Here is a 24787-nt window from a genome sequence, read left to right on the forward strand (position 1 = left end):
GGGGGGCGGCTATATTCCTCCGGGCATGAGTCCCCGTTCCGCCCCCATCCGTCGGCGCCGTCGCGCCGTCAGCGTCCTCGCGCTGGTCGCGGCCAGCGTCGCGTTCGCGCTCGCCACGACGGCCTGCGGCGACGCCCGTCGGGCCGAGGCCGCGCCGAGGGCGTCGTTCCTCGTGGCGGCCGGCGATTCGACGTTCTGGGTCGACAGCGACGGCGACCGCGTCACGCTGCGGCGCTCCCCGATGCTGCTCGCCGAGCATGCCGGGCACTACTACGAGCTGTACCTGACGGACGACGACCAGTCGTACTACGACGCGGTGATCCTCGGCCAGCGCATCTTCCGGCGGGACCTCAACACCGGTGACTCGCTGCTGCTCCTCGAGGATTCGACGCTGGCGCGCCTGGCGGCAGACTACGCGCGCGGCCATCCCGGCGAGTCGCCGCTGGCCCCGGACGAAGACGTCGCCGAAGAGCCGTCCACGCACGCGACGACGGAGACGGAGCTGCTCGATGTCTCCGGGCCGTTCCTCACCTACGAGCAGCACGTCGATCTCGACGTCGTCGGGGAGCGGGACCAGCACGTGACGCGGCGCGGGGTGCTCGACGTGCGCGACGGGCACGCCGTCGCGGTGGCCGACCTCGTGGGCCGGGCGCAGGCGTCGGAGATTCACCGTCAGGGGCAACGCCTGCTCGCGATGGCCATGGACTCCATCCGCCGCGCCAACGACGAGCGGGCGCGACGGGCCGCGACGGCGCTCACTGGCTTCGTCTTCGACTCGCTGTCGTTTGCGCTCGTCGAAGACGAGGGGGCGCCGGCGGTGGCCTTCCTCGTTCCAGGGCGCGGACCGCGTGCGGGGGGCTTTGCCCTCCCGCTGCCACCCCTGCGCATCACCGAGGGGCCGTGGTGGGCGTCGATCCGCGCGGGGCTCCCGACCGCTCCAGCCGGCGGCGCGACGTGGCGCGGGGCCGGGTACGACGTGATCGCCCGTGACGATTCGGCGGGGGAGTCGGCTGTGCTGGTGCTGCGCAAGGGGCCTAACGAGTGGCCGGTGGGGCGCGTCCCGACGCCGGTGCGGCGGGTGCATCGCCTCGACGATCCGCGCGTCGACGCGGCGACGATCCATGGGCTGCGTCGCGCCTTCGACGAGTCGGCGCTCTACTCGGGCGACACGCGCACGGCATCGTTTCCCTCCTTCCCGCGCACGCCCGTCATCTGGGTATCGCACTCGCACCTCGACTCACCGTGACAGACCCGGAGCTTCGCCCCTCGCGTCCCGTGCGTGCATCGCAGCACGAGACGTCCGAGATCATGATGCCGCAGCACGCCAACAACCTCGGGCACGTCTTCGGCGGGGTCGTGCTCTCGATGATGGACCGCACGGCGGCGGTCAGCGCGATCCGTCATGCGCGAATCACGGTCGTCACCGCATCCATCGATCGAGTCGATTTTCGGGAGCCCATCCACGTGGGCGATCTCGTGGTGATGAAGGCGAGCGTGAACTTCGTCGGGCGTACCTCGATGGAGGTCGGGGTGCGCGTAGAAGCCGAGGACATGCTCACCGGTCAGCGACGCCACACCAACTCGGCCTACCTCACCTTCGTGGCGATCGACCGTAACGGACGTCCCGTGGAGATCGCACAACTCGTGACCGAGAGCGAGGAAGAGACCCGCCGTGCCGGGGCGGCGCAGGACCGGCGCCGGCGTCGCCTCGAAGAGCGGCAGGCCGAGGAACGAAATGCCGCGGGTTGACCGAAGTGATCGAAAGGACGGTATCTTCTTCCCCTTGATGCAGCGACGCTGTCAGGCGTTCTTGCAGGCAGGGTGCTCGTGCCCGGCGTGGCGGTGTCCGCCACCGACTGCCGCGGCCGTGGCCCGGTGATTTTGGAGAGTGTGATGACCAGGAAGTTCTCGCTTGACGAAGCAAACCGAATGCTGCCGCTGGTCTCGCGCATCGTGCGCGACATCATCGATCACTATCGCGAGTGGCAGCGCACCGTCGAGGCCTTCGAGATCGCCGCGACGCTGAGTCGCTCGGAGAAGCCCACCCCCGAGGCCGAAGCGCTGCAGCACAGGGCGCAGGAGCTTGCGCGCGACATTCAGGGGTTCGTCGGGGAGCTGTCCCGGCTCGGGCTCGAGTTCAAGGGCTTCGAACTCGGACTGGTCGATTTTCCCGCCGACGTCGAGGGACGCAGTATCTGCTGGTGCTGGAAGCACGGCGAGGCGTCCGTCGCGTACTGGCACGAGCTCGATGCCGGGTTCAATGGTCGGCAACCGGTCGAGGCGCTCCTGCAGGTGTCCACCGCGTCGCACGGTTGACCAGCGCGCGCGCTCGTAGTCGCCGCCCTACGCTCCCCTCGCCACTCGAATCTTCATGAAGCACTACCGTTCTAACGACGGCACCGGCTGGTCGGTGTCGGTGCAACTCCCGAGTCACTCGAGCGCCATCGTGCTGTTCGGGCACCCGACGGGCAACAGCCGCTTCGATCGCTACGCGATCCACAACGCGCACGGGACGCAGGTCAACGACCCGCGCGCGCGTCTGGACGGCGACGCCGTCCTGGCCGGCCTCAACGATCGCGAGCTCGCGCGCCTCTTCCGTCGGTCCATCGCCGTCCAGGCGGATCGTCCGACGTACGTCGTTTCCTAGCGAGCCCTCACGCGCGTTCCGCGTCGTCGTCGCCGGCGTCGCGGAAGGGGACATCGATCTCGATGCCATCGCGCGCGATCGTCGTTCGCGGAAAGACGCTCCTTGCCTCACGTTCCAGGTCGCTGACGTCGCGCGTGTAGCGTGCCGACAGGTGCGTGAGCACGAGCCGAAGCGCCCCAGCCTCTTTGGCCAGCGTCGCGGCCTCCCGTGCCGTGGAGTGCCCCGTCTCGACCGCACGCTCGGCGTCTTCGTCGCCAAACGTCGACTCGTGGACGAGTAGGTCGGCGTCGGCGGCGGCGGTGCGGGTGGCGTCGCAGGGACGGGTGTCCCCCGTGATCACAATGCGACGTCCGGGGCGGGTGGCTCCCACCAGTTCGTGGGGCTGTACCACGCGCCCGTCCTCGAGCGTGATCGGATCCCCCTTGTGGATCCGCCCCCAGAGCGGCCCCTCGGGGATCCCGAGCTCCCGGGCCCGTTCAGGGTTGAATCGCCCGCGCCGGATGTCCTCGACGATGGCCCATCCGAGGGCGACCGAACCGCGGTGCTCGGCCCCGATCGCTTCCACTTGATAGTCCTTCCGCCGGACCACGTCTCCCGGCGCCAGCTCGGCGATTTCGAGCGGAAAGGTGAGTCGGTCGGCGCCCAGCCCCTCGCACTTCTTCATGGTCCGTGCGGCGCCCCGCGGTCCCCACACCCGCAGGAGGTCGGTTCGTCCCTGCAGGGCCATCGTGCGCAGGAGCCCGATGATCCCGAGGTAGTGATCGGTATGGAAGTGGGAGAAGAAGACGTCGCCGAAGTTGAACGAGACGCCGTATCGCATCATCTGGCGCTGCGTCCCCTCGCCGCAGTCGAACAGGAGCGTCTCTCCCTCCCGTTCGAGGGCAATGGAGGAGACGCCGCGTTCGACGGTCGGGCGGGAGGCGGAGGTCCCGAGGAATCGGAGAGAAAGGGGCATGGCGGCGGGAATATAGCGGCTGAGGCTGCTGTGGCGCGGGCGTGGACATTGCTTGGGCGTGTCCGAACAGGCGCGACGTTAGGCCCCGCAAGTGTGATGTAGCTCGCTGAGGTTGGCAGCGATCGGGGTCAACGTAGCACACGCGCTGCGCAACGAGCGGGCACGACCACGAGCGTCCTGTTGTCCGGGGATGACCGGACGGGCACCACTACGGCCGAGGTTGCTTGATTGGGCCGAGGGTTCGGTGCGACTTGTGGGAGTGCTTTTTCGCTCTCGTGCGTTAGGACAGGGAGCGGGGCACGATTGCTCGCCTGCCGCGCCGAGGTGCGGGTTCGACTGCGCGGCAAACGCCGTATCGTTGGACAGGGAGGAGACCATGAGCAGCAAGAGCAAGCGCGGGTTCGCGTCGATGGACCCGGAACGGCAGCGCGAGATCGCCAGCAAGGGCGGCCGTGCGGCGCACCAGAAGGGAACGGCGCACGAGTGGTCACGTGACGAAGCGCGCACCGCCGGCCGCAAGGGCGGCGAGGTCGTGAGTCGTGATCGGGCGCACATGGCAGCCATCGGCCGCGAAGGCGGCGAGGCGCGTGGGCGTTCGACCGCCAGGCAGCGTCAGTCGGGCTTTGCCGACCGCGAGTCGATCGTGTCGATCACGCGCGAGGGAATGCCGGGGCACGGGGCGGCGGGTGAGCGCAGCCAGGCCACGCCGACGCAGGGTGAGGCAACTCGTTAGGGTCGCAGGGGAAGTTCAGGCTGCGTGGCGGTAGGGCCGTGCAGCCAGCGGTGCACGTAGCGCACCGTGTCCCACTTGTCGCGTGCCCGCTTGAGTGACATGGGCCGGATCACTCCGAGGATGGGGCGATCATAGAACGGGCGGTCGAACTTTCCGAAGCACCACTGGATTCCGCCGTAGCTACTGGGGTCGCGGCCGTCCAGACCGTACTTGTTGTTGAGGTGTACGAGCCACGCCAGCGCATCGGCGTAGTGCGCGCTCCAGAGCAGAACGCTCTTGCCCCAGAGCATGCGCACCACGTTATGCATCACGCCGGTGAGTTCCAACTCGCGCTGGGCGGCATTCCACAATTCGTCGTGCGTCGCGGCGCGCTCGAGCTGCTCGAGCGAGTAGGTCGCTTCACGAGGGTCGTCGGCATGCTTCGCCATCGTCCGGTGCACCCACTCGGGGAGAGCTGCGAGCGTCCCGAAGTTCGGGTTGCGCAGGCAGAAGTTGAGCGACAGCTCACGCCACGTGACCAGTTCATCGATGAACTTCCCTGTCTCGGCCGCGTGCGGCGAGGCGAGGGCGGCGCGCGCCACCTCGGCTGCGGCGATCTGGCCGAAGTGCAAGTACGGCGACAGCCGGCTCGATCCCTCCTCATCGGTCGGGTCGGACCGGCGTTCGCTGTAGTGCGCGAGGGCGCCGTCGCAGAACGCGTGCAGGCGCGCGCGCGCGGCCGTGAGCCCGCTCCGCATCGCCACGGCGGGCACCGAGTGATCGATCTCGCAGGCGGCGATTGCCGAGCCGAGGTCGACCGTCGCCAGGTCGAGCGTGGCCGTGGCGAGGGTGTCGCGCAACGACGCCGCGAGCGACGGCGTCACGGCGACACGCGCCCCCCGGTCTTCCACTGGCTCCAGCGCCAGCGCCATGAGCTTCGCCAGCTTGGGGCGGATGGTGCGCGCAGCGTATTCCTCCTTCTCGATTGCGCCTGACGGCACCACCGCGTGCGACTCGATCGCCACCACGCGGCAGTTCGCGCGCTCGCCAAACCGTTGTGTGCGTTCGGCGATGCCGCAGGTCGGAAAGCGGTCGGTGACCACCAGCGCCGCCCGTGCGGCGAGCCGATCGACCACTCGGCGGTCGTCGTCGCGGCGCTGGCGAAGGACGAACTGGTAGTGGAGCCCCAGCCCTTCGGCGCGGGCGGCGAGTTCCCGTGCGTTGTGGAGGATGAAGCTGTGGATCCGGTCGTTCGCGTGCTCGTACGTGGGATCGAGCCCCTGATGGACGACCAGTGGCTTGTTCAGACGGTCGGCCTCGATCACCGCAAAGCGGAGCGCCCAGTTCTCCTCGAATCGATGGGTACTCTGCATCCAGTACAGGACGTACTCCCCTTCCGGCTGCGTGCGCTTGTCGTTGACGCGCGTGCCCCGGAGCGAGAGCTGGTCGCGGACATACTGACTGGTGAGCAGGTGCGGGGGGGAACTCACGGCGGCCCGGCGGGATAGAATAGAACGAATGGACGTGTGACCGGAACGTAGCGGGACCGTCACGCAGTGGTGGTCAATAGGGCTCAAGTTGTACTTGTTCCAGCGGTTAGCTCAGGTTGGCTTGACATCGAAGGGCACGGGGCTAGGTTTACGTCCAACGCCGGCCCCGCCCTCGCGGGGCCGAGTCGTTACGCCGGAGTGCGACCGTCGTCTATCAGGTGGCGCTCGTCTGGCATTCCGGGGCTGTAGCTCAGCTGGGAGAGCGCTGCAATCGCACTGCAGAGGTCAGGGGTTCGATCCCCCTCAGCTCCATACACGCCGATGCGTGCGTCGGCAGAAAGACTCAAGGCGCGTGCAAACGCGCCGAAAACTGAAGCGGTAGTTCCAGCGCAGGGCATTTGGCCAGCCGTTGTCCGGTAGGACGGAGAGTTCCAATGGCAGCGCGCTTGGCAACCCTGATGGGATTCACCGCCACATGAAGTAGGCCGCCGATCACTCGGCGGCCTTTTTCGTTTCAGGGTGTCCCGCCGAGCGCCGCCACGTCCTGGCGCAGCGCCCCGAACAGCTCGGAGAGAAATCGGTTCTCCTCCGCCTCCGAGCGCCCCGTGAAGTCGCCGAACGCGGTGGCGCCGAGCCCGCCCAGCCAGCGCATGATGGCGCTCTCGCGCACCGCGGTGCGCACCTGTCGCACGCTCATCGCCTGGTTGCCGAGGTCATCCCGCACCGCCAGCCGCAATTCGGACCCACGGCCCTCGAACGGTCGGCGAAGCGGACTGCGGATGAGGCGCTCGGTGGCGAGCGGCAGGTCCCATTTCGGTTCGCGGCGAAAGCGCATCATCCACGCGCGTTCATGTTCCCCGCGCTCGAGGGTGAAGTCACCGACCAACTCGTGAAAGCCGACCCGGAAGATCATGAAGCGGGCCGTGGCGTCGAGACGCATGCGCAACGAGTCGGGCATCGGGCGTGGGGGGCCGGCCAACGACACCAGCTGGCCGGCGCGGGAACGGAGTCGCACCACGAACCGCCCATCGCCCAGGACGAAGTCGAGGAACTGGGCACCGGCGCGGTCCGTCAGCTGCAGCCGGGCGCGGCTCGGCATCACGTACTTGTCCAGGTACGCGGCGAACGCCGGGTACCGTCCGCGCAGCGTGTCCGGGGTGACCGACACGTGCAACGCCAGGGTCGTCGACCCATCGGCCAGTGGCGTCGCCCGGAGCGAGTCGATGGCGAGCAGCTGTCCCATCTGCCGGGCCGTTCGCGGGAAATGCCCACGCGAGTCGGCCAGGACGGCCGCGCCAGTGCGCCCCTCGAAGGCGGTGAAGAGCGTCCCGAACGCGGCGGCCACGTGCGAGGCGCGAACCGGACCGACGCCGTGATCGACGTGCGTGATCCACTCGTAGTCATCCCCGCCGAGTCGAGTGAGCTGGAGCACGTGCCGTTCGTCGCCCACATGATCGGGGTACGCGGCCGTCGAACGGGCCGCGAACTGGTACCCGCGGTCGGTCATCGCTCCCTGCACGTACAGGGCGCGCACGGAGTCCAGCGCCACATCCGACCAGATGGCGGAGTCGTCGTAGATTCGCGACGGGATGAGTGCGAAGCGTCCCATGCGCGTGCGGGCAAGGCCGAACTTGGCGTCGCGCTGCACGTTGTAGAAGCGAAAGGCGAAGGCGGCGAAGGCGTTGTCGGCGTTTCGCTTGGCGACGTCGAGCGAGCTCCCCCACGGGGGGACGGCGGCGCGGCAGCCTCCCAGCAGGAGTGCGACCAAAACCGCGAGGGAGCTAAGGCGGGGCATCATGCGGAGTTGAGGGGTTGCCCGACGCATTGGCGTCCGGGTATTTTCTCGTACGCCTTCCGCTCGTCGGAAGGTCCAACTGCCCCTTGGTGTAACTGGCAACACGCCTGACTCTGGATCAGGAGAGTCCAGGTTCGAGCCCTGGAGGGGCAACTTGAAGGCCCGGTCGCGTCTTTGCACGCGGCCGGGCTTTTCATTTGTCCCGCGGCAGGACCCCCGGTGTCGGCAGGGAGAACGGTCGCTGGAGGTGAAGCGCGACGCGTCCAACACCCCCCGAACCTGCGTGACCAGTCGTGGGGGCGCGACGGATGTGGGCCGGAAGGCGACGTCGTGAGGGAGGATGCGGCGGTCCTTGATCCTGCACCGCGGGGAGTCGGAGACGAATCGGACGCGAATCGCCTGCTTGGATCGGTGGGTTGCGGAGGCGACGTATGCGGGGGGGGGGGCGGGGGGACTTACCGCAAGTCGGGCGCCGGGAGGGCGCGAGTCGATTGCCAAATCTCTCCGAATGGAGTACTATTCCTTTAGCGATTCGTGCGCCTCGGCGCGCGGACAAGTTCCGACAGACCAGGGGCCTGCCAATGCGAGCAGGCCCTTTTGTGTTCTGTCGAGCCGCCAACCGGCGGCACCTCGCGTGAGGGACGTTCACGCAAACGTTGTTGTCGGTTGTTGTTCGGCCTGTTCGCGGGCGCGTGCTCCGACTACAGCATAGCAGAGAAGGAGCACTACCATGCGTACGACTGGCACCGTGAAGTGGTTCAATGACGCCAAGGGCTTCGGTTTCGTGACCCCGGCGAACGGCGAGAAGGACTGCTTCGTTCATCACTCGGCCATTCAGGGCAGCGGCTTCAAGACGCTGAGCGAAGGCGAGACGGTGGAGTTCGACATCGTGCAGGGGCAGAAGGGACCGGCGGCGGAGAACGTGACGCGCAGCGGTCGCTAAGGCGATCGGCCCATGCGGTGACGCGGGATGGCGCAGGATTCCTTGCCCCATCCCCGTTCCGCGTGGGCGCGTGTGCGTTGACCAGATAGCGAGGAGTATTGAATGGCGAAGGAAGAGATGATCGAGTTTGAAGGGTCGGTGTCGGAGGTCCTGCCGAGCGCGATGTTTCGCGTCGACCTGGAAAACGGGCACCAGTTGTTGGCCACCACTGCAGGCAAGATGCGGAAGTTCCGCATCCGGATCCTCGCTGGTGACCGGGTGACCGTTGAAGTGTCTCCGTACGACCTGACGCGCGGGCGTATCACGTTCCGCCACAAGTGAGGAGTGCTGCATGACGATTCCCGATCGCGTGACCGCTCGCTGGATCTCGACGCTGTCAAACGACGAGTTGCAGGAAGCCGAGCGTGAATTGCACGGGACGTTCTCCAAGGCGGAGTTGAGCGAGAAGGAGCGTCGAGGTGGTGCGTACAGTCTGCTGCGCGGCCCCGATTCCCTGACGCAGGCCTGGCTCAAGTGGAGCATGGTGTGCAACGCCACGCGCGATCGCGGCTTGCGCACGTCGTACCGCGGGTAAGACGCTGACAGCGCGGTCGGGGATCCTCCGATCGCGCGCCGCGACGGGACGCCGATACGCGTCCGAACCAGGCGCTTCATCGCCGGTTCACCCCCCGTGATCATGTTGTGTGCAGGTCATGGAGGGACTCATGTCACTGCACACCCGCACGCCCCGCCCCCGGAGCCTCACTACCGGGTGGCTCCCGGATGACATGGACCGCGTCGTGCTGCTTGCGCGCGGTGTGGTGGTCGCCGAAGGCGATCGTTGCGTGCAATGCGGGATTTGCTCCCACAACTGCCCCAATGGGATTGATGTCCGCGCGGTGGCGCGCGCCGGCGGCGCGATCACCGATCGGCGCTGCATGCTGTGCGGCAGTTGCGTCGCGCGTTGTCCCCGCGGGACGTTGCGCTTCGAACTGTTGGAGGACGCCCCGTGAGCCGCCACCATGTGATCGTCGGCTCCGGGATTGCCGCCCTCAGTGCCGCCGAGTCGATCCGTCACGCTGATGCGCAGGCGCGTATCACGATGGTCAGCCCCGAGCCGCTCCCGTTCTACTCGCGGCCCGGGCTGGCCTACCTCCTGACGGACGAGGTGCCGGAGTCGCGCCTCGCGATCCGCACGCCAGCGGAGGTGCGGGCGTTGCAGCTGATTCATCGCCCGCGCACCGCGACGGTGCTCCTCTCCGATCGCCACTGCGTGATCCTCGACGATGGCGAGCGGCTCGAATACGACCGGCTGCTCATCGCCACGGGGGCGTCGTCGATTCGCCCGACCTTTCCCGGGGGAGACCTCGATGGCGTCGTGCAGCTCGATGCGCTGTCGGAGGCGCGGTCGCTGGTCGCGCGCTGCCGTGACGCGAGGGCGGCGATCGTGGTGGGGGGCGGGAGCACCGCGCTCGAACTGGTGGAAGGACTGCACGCGCGCGGCGTGGCGACGCACTACCTGCTGCGAGGCGAACGCTACTGGTCCAAGGTGTTCGACCGCGTGGAGTCGGCCATCGTGGAGTCGCGCCTGCTCGCGGATGGCATTCAGCTGCATCGCGGCTGCGGCGTGGAGGCGGCGGTGGGTGAGGACGGACGACTGACCGCGATCCTGACGACCACCGGGCGACGCATCGAGTGCGACATCCTGGCGGTGGCGACCGGCGTGCGCCCGCGGCTCGAGCTGGCGACGTCGGGAGGCGTGGAGACCGCGCGTGGCGTGCTGGTGAACGAGTTCCTGGAATCGAGTGCCCCCGACGTGTTCGCTGCGGGAGACGTGGCGCAGGTCCATGACCCGGTCACTCGTCAGGCGCACCTCGACACGCTGTGGGCAAGCGCGCGCCGGCAAGGGAGCGTGGCGGGGATGAACATGGCGGGGATGCACGTCGCCTACCGTACGCGACCGCCGATGAACGTGACCCGTGTCGGAGGGATCACGGCCACGATCATCGGCGCGGTGGGGGGCGCCGACGATCCCGACCTGCTGACGCTCACGCGGGGACAAAGCGAGCGATGGGCCGCCGATCCGGAGTCGTGGAGCGTGGGTGGGGCGCGGCGCGGCGACCGCCTGCGCGTGGTGGTGAGCGGTCGGGCGATCGTGGGGGCGCTCGTGATGGGTGACCAGGAGCTGTCGCGTCCCCTGGCGCACCTCATCGGTGAGGAGGTGGACATCTCGGCACTGCGGCCGGCGCTGGAACAGTCGCCGGAGGATGCGATGGACCTGCTGCTCGACTTCTGTCACGCCCATGTCAGCGACCGCGCCGCGCGCCACTGGTGAGCTGGTGGGAGGAGGCGTCGCCGCGGTGCTGTCGACCGTGGCCTACGTCGCCTGGCGTGGCGGGAGTGCGCGTTGGGCGAGCGCGCTCCCGGGCCATGCATTGGGGATCATCGGGATGGCATTGATGGTGTGGGCCGGGTTCGCGTATACGTGGCGCAAGCGGCGGGTTGCGCCTGGCGACTCGTCGATGGGCGGTGCGATGCAGGGCCACATCATCGCCGGCCTGGTGGGGCCGTACCTCGTCATCCTGCACTCCGGCTTTGCCTTTCACGGCGTGGCCGGGGTCCTCACGCTGCTCATGGTCCTCGTCGTGGCGAGCGGCGTCATGGGGCGCGCCGTGTTCACGGCGGTGCCGCGGCAGATCGGGCTGGCCGACCCGGTGCGTGCGGCGCTGCTCGAGGCGGAGGAGGCGCGGCTCGAGGCGGCGATGGCCGACCTGTCGCGCGCGCAGGCGCGCGCGGGGGCGGGCGCGGGGGCGGGCGAGGAGGGTGGTGCCGCGATGCCGGCGTCCCCCGACGCGCAGCGCGATGCGTTACGCGCGGAACTGGTCTCCGTGCGGCACGAACAGGAGCACCTGCGCGGGGAGTGGCGGGTGCGCGGTGCATCGGCGCGCTGGCGCCGGGTGCTCAGCGTCTGGTGGTTCCTGCACGTCCCTGTGAGCATGGCGCTGTGGGTGCTGGCGCTCGCGCACGCCGGTGGGGCGCTGTACTACGCCACGCTCTCTCGTTAGGCGATCTCCATGACCCACCTGGACGGGACCCCGCTCTCTCGGCTTGGCGTGGCGCTGGCACTGGTGGCCGTCGTCGGCGTCGTGACAGCGGCGACGGTGACGGGGGGAGGGATCTTCTCCCCGGGTGCCCTGCATGCCGGAGACAGCACGCCGTCGATGCTGCAGGGGGTGACGTCGCACGCGGGACTCTCTCGGCAGTGCGGCGCCTGCCACGCCGCCCCGTGGTCGGGGACGCGCATGGACGCGCAGTGCCTCGACTGTCACCGCGACGTACGACGCGCGCTGTCCGACACGTCGACGCTCCACGGGCACCTGGCCGACGCCTCGGCCTGCATCTCCTGTCACACGGAGCATCGGGGGGCGACCGCCGGGCTGACGAGAGTGGAGGGGTTCGGCAGCGCGCATGGAGAGTTCGGCTTCTCGCTGGCCGCGCATCGCACGACGTCGGGCGGGACGCCGTTCGGCTGCAGCGATTGCCACGGGTCGGAGTCGTTCACGTTCGAGACGACGCGCTGCGAGTCGTGCCATCGCGACTATCAGGAGGCCTTCATTGCCCGCCATGTGCGGGAGTGGGGGAGCGACTGCCAGTCGTGTCACGATGGGGCTGACCGATTCACCGGTGGCGCCTTCGCGCACGACACCACCGGCTTCGTGCTCGATGGCGGTCACGTCTCGACCGCGTGCGTGTCGTGCCATACCGAGACGCGCACGCTAGAGGGCTTCCGCGGAGGGCCGACGACGTGCGTGGGCTGCCACCGTGCCGACGACGATCACCGGGGCGAGTTCGGGGACGACTGCGCCGCCTGTCACACCACTGCATCGTGGGAAGGGGCGACGATGGAGCACAACGACTTCCCGCTCGACCACGGCGAGGAAGGGCGCATCGCCTGCAAGACGTGCCACGAGAACCCGAAGGACTACAAGGCGTACACCTGCTACAACTGCCACGAGCACTCGCCGGCCCGCGTGCAGGCCCAGCACCGCGGCGAGGTCTCGACGCGCAATCTCGACGACTGCGTACGGTGCCATCGCGGCGGCGACGAGGAGGGGGGCGAGGGGCACGAGAGGGGGCGACGTCGCGGCGATCGCGACGAGCATTGACGCCCGCTTCGATCTCGGCGCCCTGACGGCGTAGCCGAGTGCCCGTCGCGCGGGAGTAGGCAACGTGCGCGCGGCGATGCATCGTTCGCGTTGCGCCGATGGTGAAGCCGACCACCACGTCGCCGGTCCCGGCGCGGACCGACGACCCGATCGTGGAACGATGAAGCCTTGCGACTGCGACGCGCGGCATGAGCCGCGACGCGTCGTGCTGACGGGTGGGCCTGGGGCGGGGAAGACGGCGGTGCTGGAGTTGATTCGCCTGTTCTTCTGCGTCCACGTGAAGACGCTGCGAGAATCGGCGGGGATCGTCTTTGGCGGTGGCTTTCCGCGGAACCAGCACTGGGAGCTTCGCCAGGCGGCGCAGCAGGCCATTTACCACGTGCAACGTTCGCTGGAGTTGACCGGCGATGTGGACCACGCGGCGGTCGTCTTGTGCGACCGCGGGACGATCGATGGTGCCGCCTACTGGCAGGGGCCGGGGACGCTCTGGAGCGCGGTCGGGACGACGCTGGACGCGGAGATCGCGCGCTACCACGCGGTGATCCACCTGCGCACGCCCACGTCGCCCGATGCGTACGGCCATGAGAACCCGCTGCGCATCGAGTCGCTCGACGAGGCGGCGGCGATCGACGCGCGCATCGCCGAGTCATGGTCGACGCACCCGCGGCGGTTCTTCGTGGATGCCACGCCTGACTTCCTGACCAAGGCGGCGCAGGCGTTGGGCATCCTGCGCGACCTGGTGCCGCCGTGCTGCCGGCATCACGTGAAGCCGTTCCTGTGGGCCACATGGCCCGGCGACAGCGATCCGCACGGTCCCTAACGGAGAAAGGAAATGTTGGGCACCACCATCTGGCGCGTCGTCGTCGTGTTGGCGGGAGTGGTGCTGTCGCCGCGTGTGGCGGCGGCGCAGCCCGTCGTCCTCCCGACGTTGCACCACGTGGGGCTCAACTCGGTCGATCCGGAGCGGGCGATCGCCTGGTACTTGCGCCTGTGGCCGACGGCCACGCGAACCGAGGTGGCGGGACAGCCTGGGGTGCAGGCCGAGATGCTCCTGCTCTTCCAGCGGGTGGGGGCGCCGCCGGCGGGCGCGTGGCGCGACGACCTCCGTCGTCCCGAGGCGCAGTCACCGTTCTGGCACATCGGGGCGTTCACCAACACGTCGACCCTTCCCGCGCGACTGGAGGGGACCGGGGTCTCGCCGCTCCCGCTCTGGACATCGCCCACCGACACGATCGGCGTGTGGCGCTCGGGGCTTGCGCCGTACGCCGGGACGCGCACCGCGATGCAGCTGGCGGCAGCGCCGCCCGCCGCCCCGGCGGAACCGCCGCGCGAGGGGGGCTTCGCCTACGTTGTTGCGCCTGACGGAGCCCTGTTCGAGTTCACGGGCGGAGCCGGGACGCGCGACGCGTTCGCGCACCTCCACTTCTTCCATGAGCAGCCGCTGTGCGCGGCCAACTGGTACGTGATGCACCTGGGGATGGGCTTGCCGCCGGTGCGTGACAGCGCGGGAGGCGAGCAGCCGCGCCCCCTGTATTCCCCGTGCGAGGTCTCACACGGGGAGGCGGGGTGGCCGTCGCTCGAACGGGTGGGGACGATTCGCCAGCCCTCGGGTGGGGTGCGCTACGCGAACGGGAGCATGGCCTGGTATCCGCGCCAATGCCTCGGCGATCGCTGTGGCGCTCCGCAGCCCCTGATACCCTCGCGCGGGCAGGTGCTCGACCATGTCGCCTTCGGCGTTCGCGACCTGCAGGCGATGCACGACCGATTGCGCCGCGCGGGGGTGCGGATCATCGAGCCGATCCATCCGTTCGGGGACACGCGGGCGTTCATGATCGAGGACCCTGACGGCCTCGCCATCGAACTGGTGGAACTCCCCTAGCCCCCGCGCGTTGGACGAGCAGGCGCGCGGTGGAGACGGCATCCGGTTCCGGTTGACGCTCGCTGTTCCGCTCGCCAGTTTAGCCCGAGCTGATGCGCAGCTTTTGCACCCTGGTCGGCCACGCCGAGGAATCGCGTGGCCCGAGGTCCTGACCAGGCTGTCACGCGCTCCGACCCCCCCTTCCGTAGCCAGCGACGCGTGGCACTCCCCCTGTTCGTCCGACGTCTCGGTGTGGGGCACCTGCTGGTGACGGCGGCGTGTGCCTCAGCGGGGGGTGGGGGGCGAATCGCTCCGGCGACGACCCCCGACTCCCTGACGGCGTCGGTGATCGGGGCCGAACGCGGCATGGCGGCGGGGAGTGGTCGCACACTGGCCGTCCCCCCGTTTCGGCAGGGGGACGCGGACTCGACGCTCGCGCCGCTGGCGTACGCGATCGCCGACTTCCTGGCCACGGACCTCTCGCGCAGCGCCAGGCTCCGGCTGGTCGAGCGCGCACGTCTCGGCGAACTCCTGCGCGAACTCGATCTCGCCAGCGCCGGCCGAGTGGATTCGGCGACGGCGCCGCGCGTCGGACGGCTCGTGCAGGCGCAGCAGCTCGTCCTGGGGGCGCTCGACCCGATGGGAGACGGTCAACTCCGCCTGTCGGTGCGTATTGCCGACGTGCAGAGCGGGCGGGTGGAGCAGGCGCTGGACGCCCGTGCGCCGCTGGCCGACATCCTCGCGGCGGAGAAGGCGATCGCCTTTCGGCTGTTTGACGCGCTAGGGGTGACGCTGACGCCTGCGGAGCGTGCGCAGGTCGAGAAGCGCCCCTCGGCGAGCGTGGAGGCGGTGTCGGCGTACGGGCGCGGGGTACAGGCGGAGCTGTCGGGCGATGCGCCGCGGGCGAGCACGGAGTTCCAGCGCGCCCTGCGCCTCGATCCGACGTTCCGGATGGCGGGTGAGCGTGCGGCCGACGTGCAGCGGCGCGCGACGACCGCGTCGGCGACGCTCATTCCCGGCATTCGCGGGTTGGACGCGCCGGTGGCAGGGGTGGTCGACCGGCTGAACCGCCCGCTGGACCTCATCACGCTTCAGTCGCGCCCGATTCCGGGGCCGGGCGACCCGTCGTTCCCGACGACGATGGTGACCGTGGTCATCGTCGTGCGCCGGCCGTGAGCATGTGTCGGCGGTCGGGGCACGAGGGGCGAGTCACGCCGATCGTCGCGGCGACGGTGTGCCTGTTTTCGCTCGTTGGGGTGAGCGAGGCGTCGCTGGCGCAGGAGAAGCTGTTGGGGACGCACGCCATCGGTGGCGGCGCCTACTTCGAATCGGTGGTTTTCGGTGGCGACGGCGTGCGGCAGGTTGCCTTTGCCGGGATGGATACGGTGCGGGTGCGACGGGCCACGCAGTTGCTGCTCCCCGTGACCGTGGCCACCCCGCTTGGCGGCGGGTGGCGACTGGACGTCACGGCGTTTCACGCGCGTGGGACGGTGACATACGCAGAGGGCGATCGCGGGGGAGCGGAGCGCACGGGAACGCTGAGCGGGGTGAGCGACGTGCGGCTTCGCGCGTCGGGACACGTCCTGCGCGAATCGATCACGCTGACCGTGGGGGCCAACCTCCCCACCGGCACCTCGTCGCTCTCGTCGACGGAGCTGTCGACGCTGCGTGTGTTGGCGGCCCCCGGGCTGGCGATGGGGAGCTCCCCGGTCGGGGCGGGATTCAGCGGGACGTTCGGGGCGGTGTATGGGCGGGAGGCCGGTCCGTGGTCGCTGGCCATGGGGGCGTCGTACGAGTACCGCGGGCGGTACCAGCCGGTGGCCGCGCTCATTGCGGGGGCGCCGTCGGCGGATTTCCGTCCTGGTGCGGTCGTGCGAACGTCGATTGGTGCTGATCGCTTGGTCGGGGCGCATCGCCTGCGACTCGTGGCCGCGGCGGACGTCTTCTCGGACGACAAGCTCCGAGGGTCGGCGCAAGAGGCGGAAAGCGGGGAAGTCCTGCCCACGCTCGCGACGGTGCGACTGGGGCCGGTCTTTTCCGGCGACGCCCAACTCCACCTTGCGGCACGTCGGTTTCGCGACCTGATTCTGTACTCCTCGTACTTGTGGCGTGCCGCGTATGCGCGGGATGGGCGCACGGCGGCTGGCTCGAGCGGGCAGTACCTGGCGGGCGGCGTGCGAGCAGCGCTGCCCTTGACGATGACGAGTGACGTGATCATGGCAGGAGAGGGGCGGTGGCATTCGGGACTTGGGGTGGATGAGGGGATGCCGACGGCGGGCGTGCGAAGCGCGAGCCTGACGCTGGGCATCGACGGCCGGCGCGGTCTCCTGTCGTTGCAGCCGTACGTTCGGGCACAGGCCGGACAACTGCACCAGCGCGGGAGCGGCGACGACGTCCGTCCGTCGTTCGTGGGCCTCGCGGGTGGTCTCGTCCTCGTCTCGCGCTTCTGATGCGACTCTTCTCCATGATCTCTCCTATCGGGTCCCACACGCGGGTGGCGCGCTGGTGCCGTGTCGCGCGCCGGACGGTGCCTGTGATCGCCCTGGCCGGATGCAGCGGCATCGCCGACTGGGTCACCCCGGGTGATCGTGCCGAGACGCTGCCGGCGCAGGTGGCGCTCAAAGCGGCGGTGCACGCGTCGACGAGCGCCGCCGACATCGTCGCCCTAGAGGTCGTGAGCCAGTACGTGCGGCGTGACGGTTCGCGCCAGCGCATGGGGGCGTCTTCCATCCCGCTCTCGACGCGGGCGACGCAGGCCGTGCCGATCCCGATCGATCTCGGTGGCTGCCTCGCCGACAGCGAACGTGATGCTGCCACGCCCACGGAGCGCGTCTGCCCGGTCGTGCTGACGCTCTCGCTCGTGGTCAACGGCGGGGTGCTCGACCGGCAGGTGATCGGGCCGCTGCGCCTTGCGCCTGGCGGAACGACCAACGTCGCACAGCCGGTGTCGCTGTTCGAGATCAGCCGGATCCAACTCGAGGTCGGTCCCGGCGCCACGCGCCTTGCCGGCGATACGGTGGTGGTGGCGTTGGGCGGGACCGTCCCCTTCCGGGCGAAGGTGCTCGACCGGGACGGAGGCGAGGTCACCGACCGCGCGGTTGAGTGGAGCAGCGCGACCCCAACCATCGCCAGCATCGCGTCCAACACTGGAACGGTGACCGCGATCGCGTTGGGGACGAGCCAGATCACGGCGAACATCGGGACGCACTCGCAATCGCTGTCGCTGCGCGTGGTGCGCCCGCCGGCGGCGTTGTCTGTTACGGCGGGTGATGGCAGCGGGAGTGGGCGCGTGCGCTCCACCCCTGCGGGGATCGATTGCCGCATCGACGGGACCACGACGACGGGCGCGTGCCGCAGCGACTTCGCCGGCGATGCGCGGGTCGTGCTGACCGCGACCGCCGATGCCGGGAGCACCCCGCCGACGTGGGGCGACGATTGTGCGGGAGGCGCCGTGGGGAGCGACACCGTGACGTGCCAACTCACCATGGACAAACCGAGGACGGCGCGCCTGAGCTATACCGCGCTGCGCCGCGTCACCGTGCGGGGCCAGGATGGTGATGGGCGCGGGCGCGTCAGCGGATCGTTTGGGGTCGACTGTCTGGTGGACGGGACGGCGGCGACGGGGACATGCGCGGTCGACGTGCCCGATGGGGCGACCGTCGCGCTCACGGCCGTCGCCGAGGAGATCGACGCCCCGCAGAGCTTCGAGGGGTGGGGAGGCGAGTGCGCCGCGACGACGGGAGCGGCGTGTACGCTGATCGTTCGCGGCAATGCGCGCGACGTCGGTGTGCGCTTTCGCGCGGCTCGTCGCTTGAGCGTTGCCGTCGGCGGGACCGGCGCTGGCGAGGTGGTGGCGACGGACGGGCGGTCGTGCGTTCGTGCCAACGGCCGCTCGTTGGGGAGCTGCGACCGCGATCTGAAGCATGGCACCGTGGTGTCGCTGACCGCTGTGCCCAACGAGGGCTCGGTCTTCGCTGGCTGGAGCGGGGCGTGCACGGCGGAGACGTCGGTGCGCTGTGCGGTGACGATGTCGCAGGCGCGGACGGTGCAGGCGACCTTCACGGCGATGCGTCGTGTGTCGGTGCGCGCTGCAGCTGGCGACGGCCGCGGGCGCGTGACGGGGCCGGGTGGGCTCGATTGTCTCGTGGTGAATGCGGTCACGAGCGGCGTCTGTGCGGTCGACGTGACGGACAGCGCGCGCTACGCGTTGGTGGCGACGCCTGACGCGGCGGCGGCCACGACGCAGTTTTTTGCGGGTTGGGGCGGCGACTGCGTGTCGGCGTCGACGCCGTCGTGTACGCTCACCATCGACGGCGCCTCGCGCGACGTGGTGGTGCGCTTCGTCGACCAGCCGCGCGTGCGGGTGGAACTCGGGGGGAACGGTGCGGGGCGCGTGAGCGCCACGAGCGCCGGCATCGCCTGCCTGCGTGCGAGCGGGGCGACCACCGGCGTGTGCGATCGCCCTGCGGCGTTCGGTGCACTCGTCACGCTGACGGCGACCGCCGGTCCCACCTCGACGTTCGTCGGGTGGAGCGGTGCATGTGAGTCGACGGCGGGGACCACGTGCACGACGACCGCCACGCGAGCGCAGACGGTCTCGGCCACCTTCTCGTTGCGCCGCGAGCCGCTGAAGCTCACGATCTCCGGGGCGAGTGCTGGCACGATCGAGGTCAACGGCGTGCCGGCGTGCTCGTTGCGCGCGGGGCAATCGTCCGTGACGTGCACTGTGTCGTTCGACGTGGGGACGACCGTGCAGCTGCGCGCCGTCGCCGCACAGGGAGGACGATTCGCGGGATTTGCCGGTGATTGCAACGGTGCCGCTCCCTGCATGACCGTCATGTCCGACGCGCGGCAGGTGTCGGCGCGCTTCGATGTGGCGGTCCAGTCGATTCCAGTGGCCGTGAACGTCACCTTGTCTGGCAAGCAGTCTGGGAGCGTGCGCTCCTCGAGCGCGGGGATCGACTGCGTGCGAAGTGGTGGGGTGACCTCTGGCACCTGCTCGGCCAACTTCGTGGTGGGGGCGACGGTCACCTTCACGGCGACGCTGGGTCCCCAGTCGCGCATCGAAGCGTGGACCGGCGCGTGCGCGCAGGCCGTGGGCACGAGCTGCACGCTGACGCTGAGCAAGGACGTCACACTGGGCGTGGCGTTCTCGAAGATCCCCTAGCGTCGGCGGCGGGAGTCGTCCTCGTCGCTCGGTGCGACCGGTGCGCGCACGCCGCCGGTGAACGCGAAAGAGAACGGCGCACGCGGGTTGCGTGCGCCGTTCGTCGTGCGTGCCTCGGACGCCTGGAATGGTGCCGGTGTCAGCGTCCGCGTTCGACCGACGCGAGTCTCACGCGTGCGTGCTCGAAGTCCGGGTTGAGGGCGATGGCGCTGCGATAGAGCGTCTTGGCCTGTTCGTAGTCCTTCCCGTCTTCCGCTTCGAGTGCGCGGCTCATCGCCAGGAGCGCCTTGAACTGGTTGGGGTTCTTGGCGGCGGGGGCGTTGGTGCTCGCCGTGCGCACGGCGGGGAGCTTGAGCCCTGCATTGAGCTTCGTCCCCAGCTCCATCACCAGTTCCAGGAGCTTCTCGGACTTGCCGCTCACCGTCTGTACGTAGTCGATGGTCGACGTTTCGGTGTTCACGGCGCGGACGTCGATGCGCATGTTCTGCTTGGGATCGACGACGAAGCTTCCCATGAGCATGTGGCGTGCACCGAGGATCTTCCCGAGCTTCACCGCGGTCTCCTTGTCCACCCGTTCGCTCCCCTGCAGATTCTGCTCCTCCAGAAGGGTCTGCAGTCGGTCGCGTTCGACCACGCGGACGGCGCCGTTCTGGGCCAGCTCGGTGATGAGCATCTCGGCCATCCCCTTGCTGAGCGGGGCGTACGACGCGTGATCGACCATCGCGCCGTTGGTCATGTACAGGACGGCGAGGGTGGGACGACTGTCGGATGCCTGTGCCGAGACGGGGGCCGGAAGCAACGCGGTGAGACTTGTGGCGAGCATCGCGGCGCACGAGAGACTAACGGTTCTGCGCCTGCGTAAAGGCAATGCGAGCATGCGGCTCTCTTTGCGAAAGTGATCACCTGACAACACGCTCCTAACGTCGCCGCTCGTCATCAGCCTCGTCAATAGCGCATTCGTTCCGACGTCATGGCCAAGACCTGTCCCGTGTGCGGCGGCAGTTACGCCGATAGCAACGCCTTCTGTCCCACGGATGGGACGACGCTCCTGTCCGATAGCGCCTCCGGTGACCTAGTCGGGAGCGTGATCGCCAATCGTTACCTCGTGAGCGCCCTGCTGGGCGAGGGGGGGATGGGGCGCGTGTACCTGGCGCGCCACGTGCGGCTCCCGCAGCAGGCGGCGATCAAGGTCATGCACGCGGGGATGGCGAAAGACCAGGACGCCGTGGCGCGCTTCAATCGCGAGGCGGCGAATGCGGCGCGCATCGAGCACGAGCGCGTCGCGCGCGTCTTCGACTTCGGTGAGACGGCCGAAGGAATGGTCTATCTGGCGATGGAGTACGTCCCGGGGCGTACCCTGCGCTCGTTGCTCGAGGACGAGAAGCGGCTCTCGCCGACGCGGGCGGCGGGGATCGCCTACCAGGTGGCCGAGGGGCTGGATGCGGCGCATCGCATCGGGATCGTGCATCGCGACCTCAAGCCCGACAACATCCTGATCGTCACGGACGACCAGGGAGTGGACCGGTGCAAGGTGGTGGACTTCGGGATCGCCAAGGCGGCCGACACCACGGGGACGCAGCTGACGCGCACGGGGATGATCGTCGGGACTCCCGAGTTCATGAGTCCCGAGCAGGTGGTGGGAGAGCCGCTGGATGCGCGCAGCGACGTGTACGCGCTGGCGCTCGTGGCGTTCCAGATGCTGGCGGGGGTGTTGCCGTTTACCGGGGCGACGCCGGAGCGCGCGTTGATGTCGCGTCTGATGGAAGATCCGCAGACGCTGGCCGCCGCCGCTCCCGACGTGAACTGGCCCGAGGCGGTACAGGCGGTGCTGACACGGGCGCTGGATCGCGAGGTGGCGACTCGCACGGCGTCGGCGCTCGACTTCGCGGATGCGTTGGTGGCTGCCGTCGAGGGGTGGCTGGGAGCGCCGGTGCTCCGCGGGCGCACGCCGATGAGCACGGCGGCGGTGTCGGCGACGCCACCGACGGGTGCGGTCGCGATCGCGGAGCCGCCGCGCCCGCCGGTCGGGGCGGGGACGGGCGCATCGATCACGGCGGCGGCCAACGCGGCGACCACGGCGGCGCCCGCCGTCGAGCGCGCTGCCAGCGTCCCGGCAGCTGCAGCGTCGCGTCCGTCCCGGCTGCCGCTGCTCATTGGAGGGGTCGCGCTGGTGGCGGCCGCTGCGTGGGCGGCGTTCGGCCGGGGCGATGGCGCATCGCCGGCGCAGCCGGCCGCGTCGCCGACCGCGTCGCCAGAGGGTGTGGCGCCGCCGGTTCCTGCGCCGCCCGCCGCGGCACGGGAGGCGAGTGCCGCACCGGCGCGCGACGATGCCGCCGCGAAGGGTGGGGGGCCGGCCGCTCCCACGACGCCTAACGACATCGCCAGTGGTAGGCCGCGCGCCGACAGTGTCGTGCCTCCCACGGCTGCGCCTCCGGTGCTCGCGGGCAAGGGGGTGCCCATCGGCGGTGCGGCTGCGCCGGCGAGCGCCGCCGCCGCCGTCGCGGCGCGTCGCGGGGTCGATAGCGTTCGGCGGGTGCTGGAGGACGACAACTCGGGCGAGGGCGAGGCGAAGGCCGCCATTCCGCATCTGCAGCGCTTGCTGCGCGACTTGGGGAGCGCCTCGGACAGCACGTGGGCGTACCTCGCCCTGGTGAGCGCCTATGGGCTCTCCGGCGATCCGCATCGCGCGTGTGCGCCGCTGCGCAGCGCGCGCCGCCTGGCCACGACCGATGCGCAACTCCGGGCGGTCACCAACTTCTTCAATAGCGAGGCGCTGGCCTGCGTCCCGTGAGGTCGACGTGACGGGCGTGCGCGATCGTTAGGGAGCCCGCGCAGCGCGCGCGATCGTTAGGGCGCTCGGGTTCCGCGCACGCGCGTCATCACCGCCTGCTGGCGCCCCTCCACCCGGAACGTCCGGATCTCCGCCCCTTCCTCGGCGTTGGCCCCGGCGCCGCGATGCACCGAGGTGGGGGTCGTGCTCCACCAGGTGACGTCATGCGTCAGCGTGTCACCGCGCAGCGTGTACCGGCTCTCCAGCATGCGCTCCCCGACCTGGAAGACGCTGATGAGCGACCCGGCGATGAGGGTCTCGTCGAGCAGGATGGCGTTGCGTTCGTCGGTGGCATACCGGCCGCGCGCGGCGTCGCGCACGATCAGTCGGTAGTCGCGCAGTCCGCGGACCGTGTCGGCGTTGAAGACCGTGCGCCATGTGAGCGCGCTCCCGGTGTCCTCGCGGGCGATGCGGAGGGTGAGCGGGATGCGATTGCGCACGCTGTCGGGGGCGCTGACGGTCGTGAGCGTTCCTGACCAGTCGCCGAGCCAGTCGTCGGGGAAGCGCGGTGCCTGCGCCGCCGCAGGGCGTGCGATCGCCGCGGCGAGTGCCAGGGCGCAGAACAGCAGGCGCGCGGGGACGCCGCTCTGCGCTCGCGTGCGCGCGCGAGCGCCGATCATCGCGAGCGAGCGCGAGCGTCTATCATCGAAAGCGAGCGCGAGGGGGCGACACGACCGATCCGCACGTGAGGACGCTCCGGATGTTGGGGGACTGGCCTGATCGGACAAGCTACGGGGAGCGCACGACGGCGCCAACGTCCCTCGTGTGACGTTGCCGGCGGAGGCGGCGGGCGATGCCTCGCGACCGCGGCGATGGGTGAGGGAGTGCACGCACGTTGCGTCTCGTGCCAGATTGTGTCCTCGGGTGTACGCTTCCAGCGCCACCCGCGCCGTCGGCACGATGTCCCACCGCGCTCGCGGCACCCTGCACCCGCACGCGCGCTGCACCATGTCCCACTGTGCGCGTGGCGCGATCCCCCATAAATACCACTTCCCCTTCTCGCCTCAACGGAATGACGTTTCTCCCGGCCCCGATGCACCGACGCCCCGTCCCCGGCGCTGCGCCCGTTCTCGTCGCGCGCCTCGAGCCGATCGTGCGCGCGCTCGTCGCGTCGGCGGTGCTCTCGCTCGCGGTGCTCTCGCTCGCGCCACTCTTGCCGCTCACGCCGCTGGCCCAGGCGCAGGAGACGGCCGAACGGGCCGCCGCGCCAGGCGCGGCGCGCCGGAACAGCAACCAGGGGAAGAAGCAGGCGACCGCGAAACCGAAGGCGAAGTCCACGACCAAGCGCGCGGCCAAGGGCGACACGGCCAAGGGCGACACCGCACGCCGAGCCTCCGTCGGCGCCCTCGGGCGCAACGCGGGCGATCGACACCTCGCGTATCGGGAGACGGGGAGCGACCTCGACTCGTTATGGCCGCCCAAGATGCCGGCGCCGCTCCCCGGGGCGATTCTCCCCGCCAAGCGTGTCATCGCCTTCTACGGCAACCCGCTGTCGCGTCGCATGGGAATCCTCGGCGAGTTCGACCCGCCCGAGATGCTCAGGCGCCTTGATGCAGAAGTGGCGGAGTGGAACCGCCTCGATCCGCAACACCCGGTGCAGCCGGCGTTGCACCTGATCGCGGTGGTCGCGCAGGCGGGGGCAGGGAGTGACGGGAAGTACCGGGCGCGCATGGACAGCGTGATGGTCGAGAAGGTCTACGCCTGGGCGAAGAGCCGAAACGCGATCCTCTTCCTCGACGTGCAGGTGGGGCTCAGCACGTTGCAGGCGGAGCTGCCGCTGCTCGAGCGCTATCTCAAGAGACCCGACGTGCACCTCGGCATCGATCCGGAGTTCTCGATGAAGAACGGCGGTCGTCCGGGCAAGCGCATCGGGACCTATGATGCGAGCGACATCAACTACGCGTCGCGTTTCCTGGCCGGGTTGGTCGACAAGTACCAGCTTCCGCCCAAGCTGCTCGTGGTGCATCGCTTCACCCAGAAGGGGGTCACCAATGCGCGCGACATCCGCCTGGATCCCAAGGTGCAGGTCGTGATGCACATGGACGGCTTCGGCGCTCCCTGGCTCAAGCGCGATTCTTACTACTCGTACGTCAAGAAGGAGCCGGTGCAGTTTGCCGGATGGAAGCAGTTCACCAAGCCGCGCAACGATTCGCCGCCGACCAGCAAGCCCGAGTTGCTGCGCTTGTGGCCGGCCCCGCTGTACATCCAGTACCAATAGCGCAGAGCGGCGTGCGCCTGACCGACT

Annotated in this window: 23 protein-coding genes, 2 tRNA genes and 1 pseudogene; 21 read left to right on the forward strand and 5 right to left on the reverse strand. The window is 69.6% G+C overall.

Annotation, left to right across the window (positions count from 1 at the left end; translation table 11 throughout):
* Positions 1-25: 25 nt before the first annotated feature.
* The 4 genes from IPN47_09235 to IPN47_09250 all read left to right on the forward strand — a co-directional run bounded on the left by IPN47_09235 (position 26) and on the right by IPN47_09250 (position 2647).
* Positions 26-1246, forward strand: a complete 1221-nt coding sequence (locus tag IPN47_09235; GenBank protein MBK9408220.1) for a hypothetical protein — start codon at positions 26-28, stop codon at positions 1244-1246.
* Positions 1247-1308: 62 nt separating this feature from the next.
* On the forward strand, positions 1309-1749 hold the full coding sequence (locus IPN47_09240; protein MBK9408221.1) for an acyl-CoA thioesterase: 441 nt from the start codon (positions 1309-1311) through the stop codon (positions 1747-1749).
* Positions 1750-1836: 87 nt separating this feature from the next.
* Positions 1837-2316: a DUF2203 domain-containing protein gene (locus IPN47_09245; protein MBK9408222.1), complete on the forward strand. Its 480-nt coding sequence runs from the start codon at positions 1837-1839 to the stop codon at positions 2314-2316.
* A 55-nt stretch (positions 2317-2371) separates the two neighbouring features.
* Positions 2372-2647 (forward strand): hypothetical protein, encoded by a 276-nt coding sequence (locus IPN47_09250; GenBank protein ID MBK9408223.1) that lies wholly within the window; start codon positions 2372-2374, stop codon positions 2645-2647.
* 7 nt (positions 2648-2654) lie between these two features.
* Here the strand turns inward: IPN47_09250 and rnz are convergent, their stop codons facing one another.
* The gene (gene rnz, locus IPN47_09255) at positions 2655-3602 is read right to left on the reverse strand and encodes a ribonuclease Z (GenBank protein ID MBK9408224.1); all 948 of its coding nucleotides are present in this window, start codon (positions 3600-3602) and stop codon (positions 2655-2657) included.
* A 376-nt stretch (positions 3603-3978) separates the two neighbouring features.
* Between rnz and IPN47_09260 the strand changes: the two genes are divergently transcribed.
* Positions 3979-4335: a stress-induced protein gene (locus tag IPN47_09260; protein MBK9408225.1), complete on the forward strand. Its 357-nt coding sequence runs from the start codon at positions 3979-3981 to the stop codon at positions 4333-4335.
* Here IPN47_09260 and IPN47_09265 read toward each other — a convergent pair.
* Positions 4332-5804 (reverse strand): deoxyribodipyrimidine photo-lyase, encoded by a 1473-nt coding sequence (locus IPN47_09265; GenBank protein ID MBK9408226.1) that lies wholly within the window; start codon positions 5802-5804, stop codon positions 4332-4334. The genes IPN47_09260 and IPN47_09265 overlap by 4 nt on opposite strands.
* Positions 5805-6043: 239 nt before the next feature.
* On the opposite strand from IPN47_09265, the gene IPN47_09270 reads away from it, so the two are divergent.
* Positions 6044-6116, forward strand: a tRNA-Ala gene (locus IPN47_09270).
* Between the two features lie 202 nt (positions 6117-6318).
* Here IPN47_09270 and IPN47_09275 read toward each other — a convergent pair.
* The gene (locus tag IPN47_09275) at positions 6319-7602 is read right to left on the reverse strand and encodes a hypothetical protein (protein MBK9408227.1); all 1284 of its coding nucleotides are present in this window, start codon (positions 7600-7602) and stop codon (positions 6319-6321) included.
* Positions 7603-7679: 77 nt separating this feature from the next.
* Here IPN47_09275 and IPN47_09280 point away from each other — a divergent pair.
* The 13 genes and pseudogenes from IPN47_09280 (at position 7680) to IPN47_09340 (ending at position 17738) form a co-directional block, all read left to right on the forward strand.
* Positions 7680-7752 (forward strand) — tRNA-Gln (locus tag IPN47_09280).
* A gap of 577 nt (positions 7753-8329) precedes the next feature.
* The gene (locus IPN47_09285; GenBank protein ID MBK9408228.1) at positions 8330-8542 is read left to right on the forward strand and encodes a cold-shock protein; all 213 of its coding nucleotides are present in this window, start codon (positions 8330-8332) and stop codon (positions 8540-8542) included.
* A gap of 102 nt (positions 8543-8644) precedes the next feature.
* Positions 8645-8863, forward strand: coding sequence for a translation initiation factor IF-1 (infA, locus tag IPN47_09290; GenBank protein MBK9408229.1), 219 nt, complete (start codon positions 8645-8647; stop codon positions 8861-8863).
* 10 nt (positions 8864-8873) lie between these two features.
* On the forward strand, positions 8874-9116 hold the full coding sequence (locus IPN47_09295) for a hypothetical protein (GenBank protein MBK9408230.1): 243 nt from the start codon (positions 8874-8876) through the stop codon (positions 9114-9116).
* 193 nt (positions 9117-9309) lie between these two features.
* Entirely contained in the window at positions 9310-9534 is a 225-nt protein-coding gene (locus IPN47_09300; GenBank protein MBK9408231.1) for a 4Fe-4S binding protein, read from the forward strand.
* Positions 9531-10856: an FAD-dependent oxidoreductase gene (locus IPN47_09305; GenBank protein ID MBK9408232.1), complete on the forward strand. Its 1326-nt coding sequence runs from the start codon at positions 9531-9533 to the stop codon at positions 10854-10856. The genes IPN47_09300 and IPN47_09305 overlap by 4 nt, the downstream gene beginning before the upstream one ends.
* Entirely contained in the window at positions 10825-11586 is a 762-nt protein-coding gene (locus IPN47_09310; GenBank protein ID MBK9408233.1) for a hypothetical protein, read from the forward strand. The genes IPN47_09305 and IPN47_09310 overlap by 32 nt, the downstream gene beginning before the upstream one ends.
* A gap of 9 nt (positions 11587-11595) precedes the next feature.
* Entirely contained in the window at positions 11596-12687 is a 1092-nt protein-coding gene (locus IPN47_09315; protein ID MBK9408234.1) for a hypothetical protein, read from the forward strand.
* 160 nt (positions 12688-12847) lie between these two features.
* Positions 12848-13507: an ATP-binding protein gene (locus tag IPN47_09320; GenBank protein MBK9408235.1), complete on the forward strand. Its 660-nt coding sequence runs from the start codon at positions 12848-12850 to the stop codon at positions 13505-13507.
* A gap of 12 nt (positions 13508-13519) precedes the next feature.
* Positions 13520-14566, forward strand: coding sequence for a VOC family protein (locus tag IPN47_09325; protein ID MBK9408236.1), 1047 nt, complete (start codon positions 13520-13522; stop codon positions 14564-14566).
* Between the two features lie 198 nt (positions 14567-14764).
* Positions 14765-15721, forward strand: coding sequence for a hypothetical protein (locus IPN47_09330; GenBank protein ID MBK9408237.1), 957 nt, complete (start codon positions 14765-14767; stop codon positions 15719-15721).
* Positions 15718-16995, forward strand: coding sequence for a hypothetical protein (locus IPN47_09335; protein ID MBK9408238.1), 1278 nt, complete (start codon positions 15718-15720; stop codon positions 16993-16995). Before IPN47_09330 ends, IPN47_09335 begins: the two co-directional genes overlap by 4 nt.
* Positions 16995-17738: pseudogene (locus IPN47_09340) on the forward strand (Ig-like domain-containing protein). Before IPN47_09335 ends, IPN47_09340 begins: the two are co-directional and overlap by 1 nt.
* Positions 17739-19851: 2113 nt before the next feature.
* Here the strand turns inward: IPN47_09340 and IPN47_09345 are convergent.
* Entirely contained in the window at positions 19852-20535 is a 684-nt protein-coding gene (locus IPN47_09345) for a hypothetical protein (protein ID MBK9408239.1), read from the reverse strand.
* A 147-nt stretch (positions 20536-20682) separates the two neighbouring features.
* Between IPN47_09345 and IPN47_09350 the strand changes: the two genes are divergently transcribed.
* Positions 20683-22503 (forward strand): serine/threonine protein kinase, encoded by a 1821-nt coding sequence (locus tag IPN47_09350; protein ID MBK9408240.1) that lies wholly within the window; start codon positions 20683-20685, stop codon positions 22501-22503.
* A gap of 56 nt (positions 22504-22559) precedes the next feature.
* Here the strand turns inward: IPN47_09350 and IPN47_09355 are convergent, their stop codons facing one another.
* Positions 22560-23162: a hypothetical protein gene (locus tag IPN47_09355; GenBank protein ID MBK9408241.1), complete on the reverse strand. Its 603-nt coding sequence runs from the start codon at positions 23160-23162 to the stop codon at positions 22560-22562.
* 392 nt (positions 23163-23554) lie between these two features.
* Here IPN47_09355 and IPN47_09360 point away from each other — a divergent pair, with 392 nt between their 5' ends.
* Positions 23555-24760 carry a hypothetical protein gene (locus tag IPN47_09360; GenBank protein ID MBK9408242.1) on the forward strand — a complete coding sequence of 402 codons (1206 nt, stop codon included), beginning with the start codon at positions 23555-23557 and terminating at the stop codon, positions 24758-24760.
* Positions 24761-24787 lie beyond the last annotated feature (27 nt).

Source organism: Gemmatimonadota bacterium, assembly GCA_016719105.1.
Lineage (GTDB): Bacteria > Gemmatimonadota > Gemmatimonadetes > Gemmatimonadales > Gemmatimonadaceae > SCN-70-22.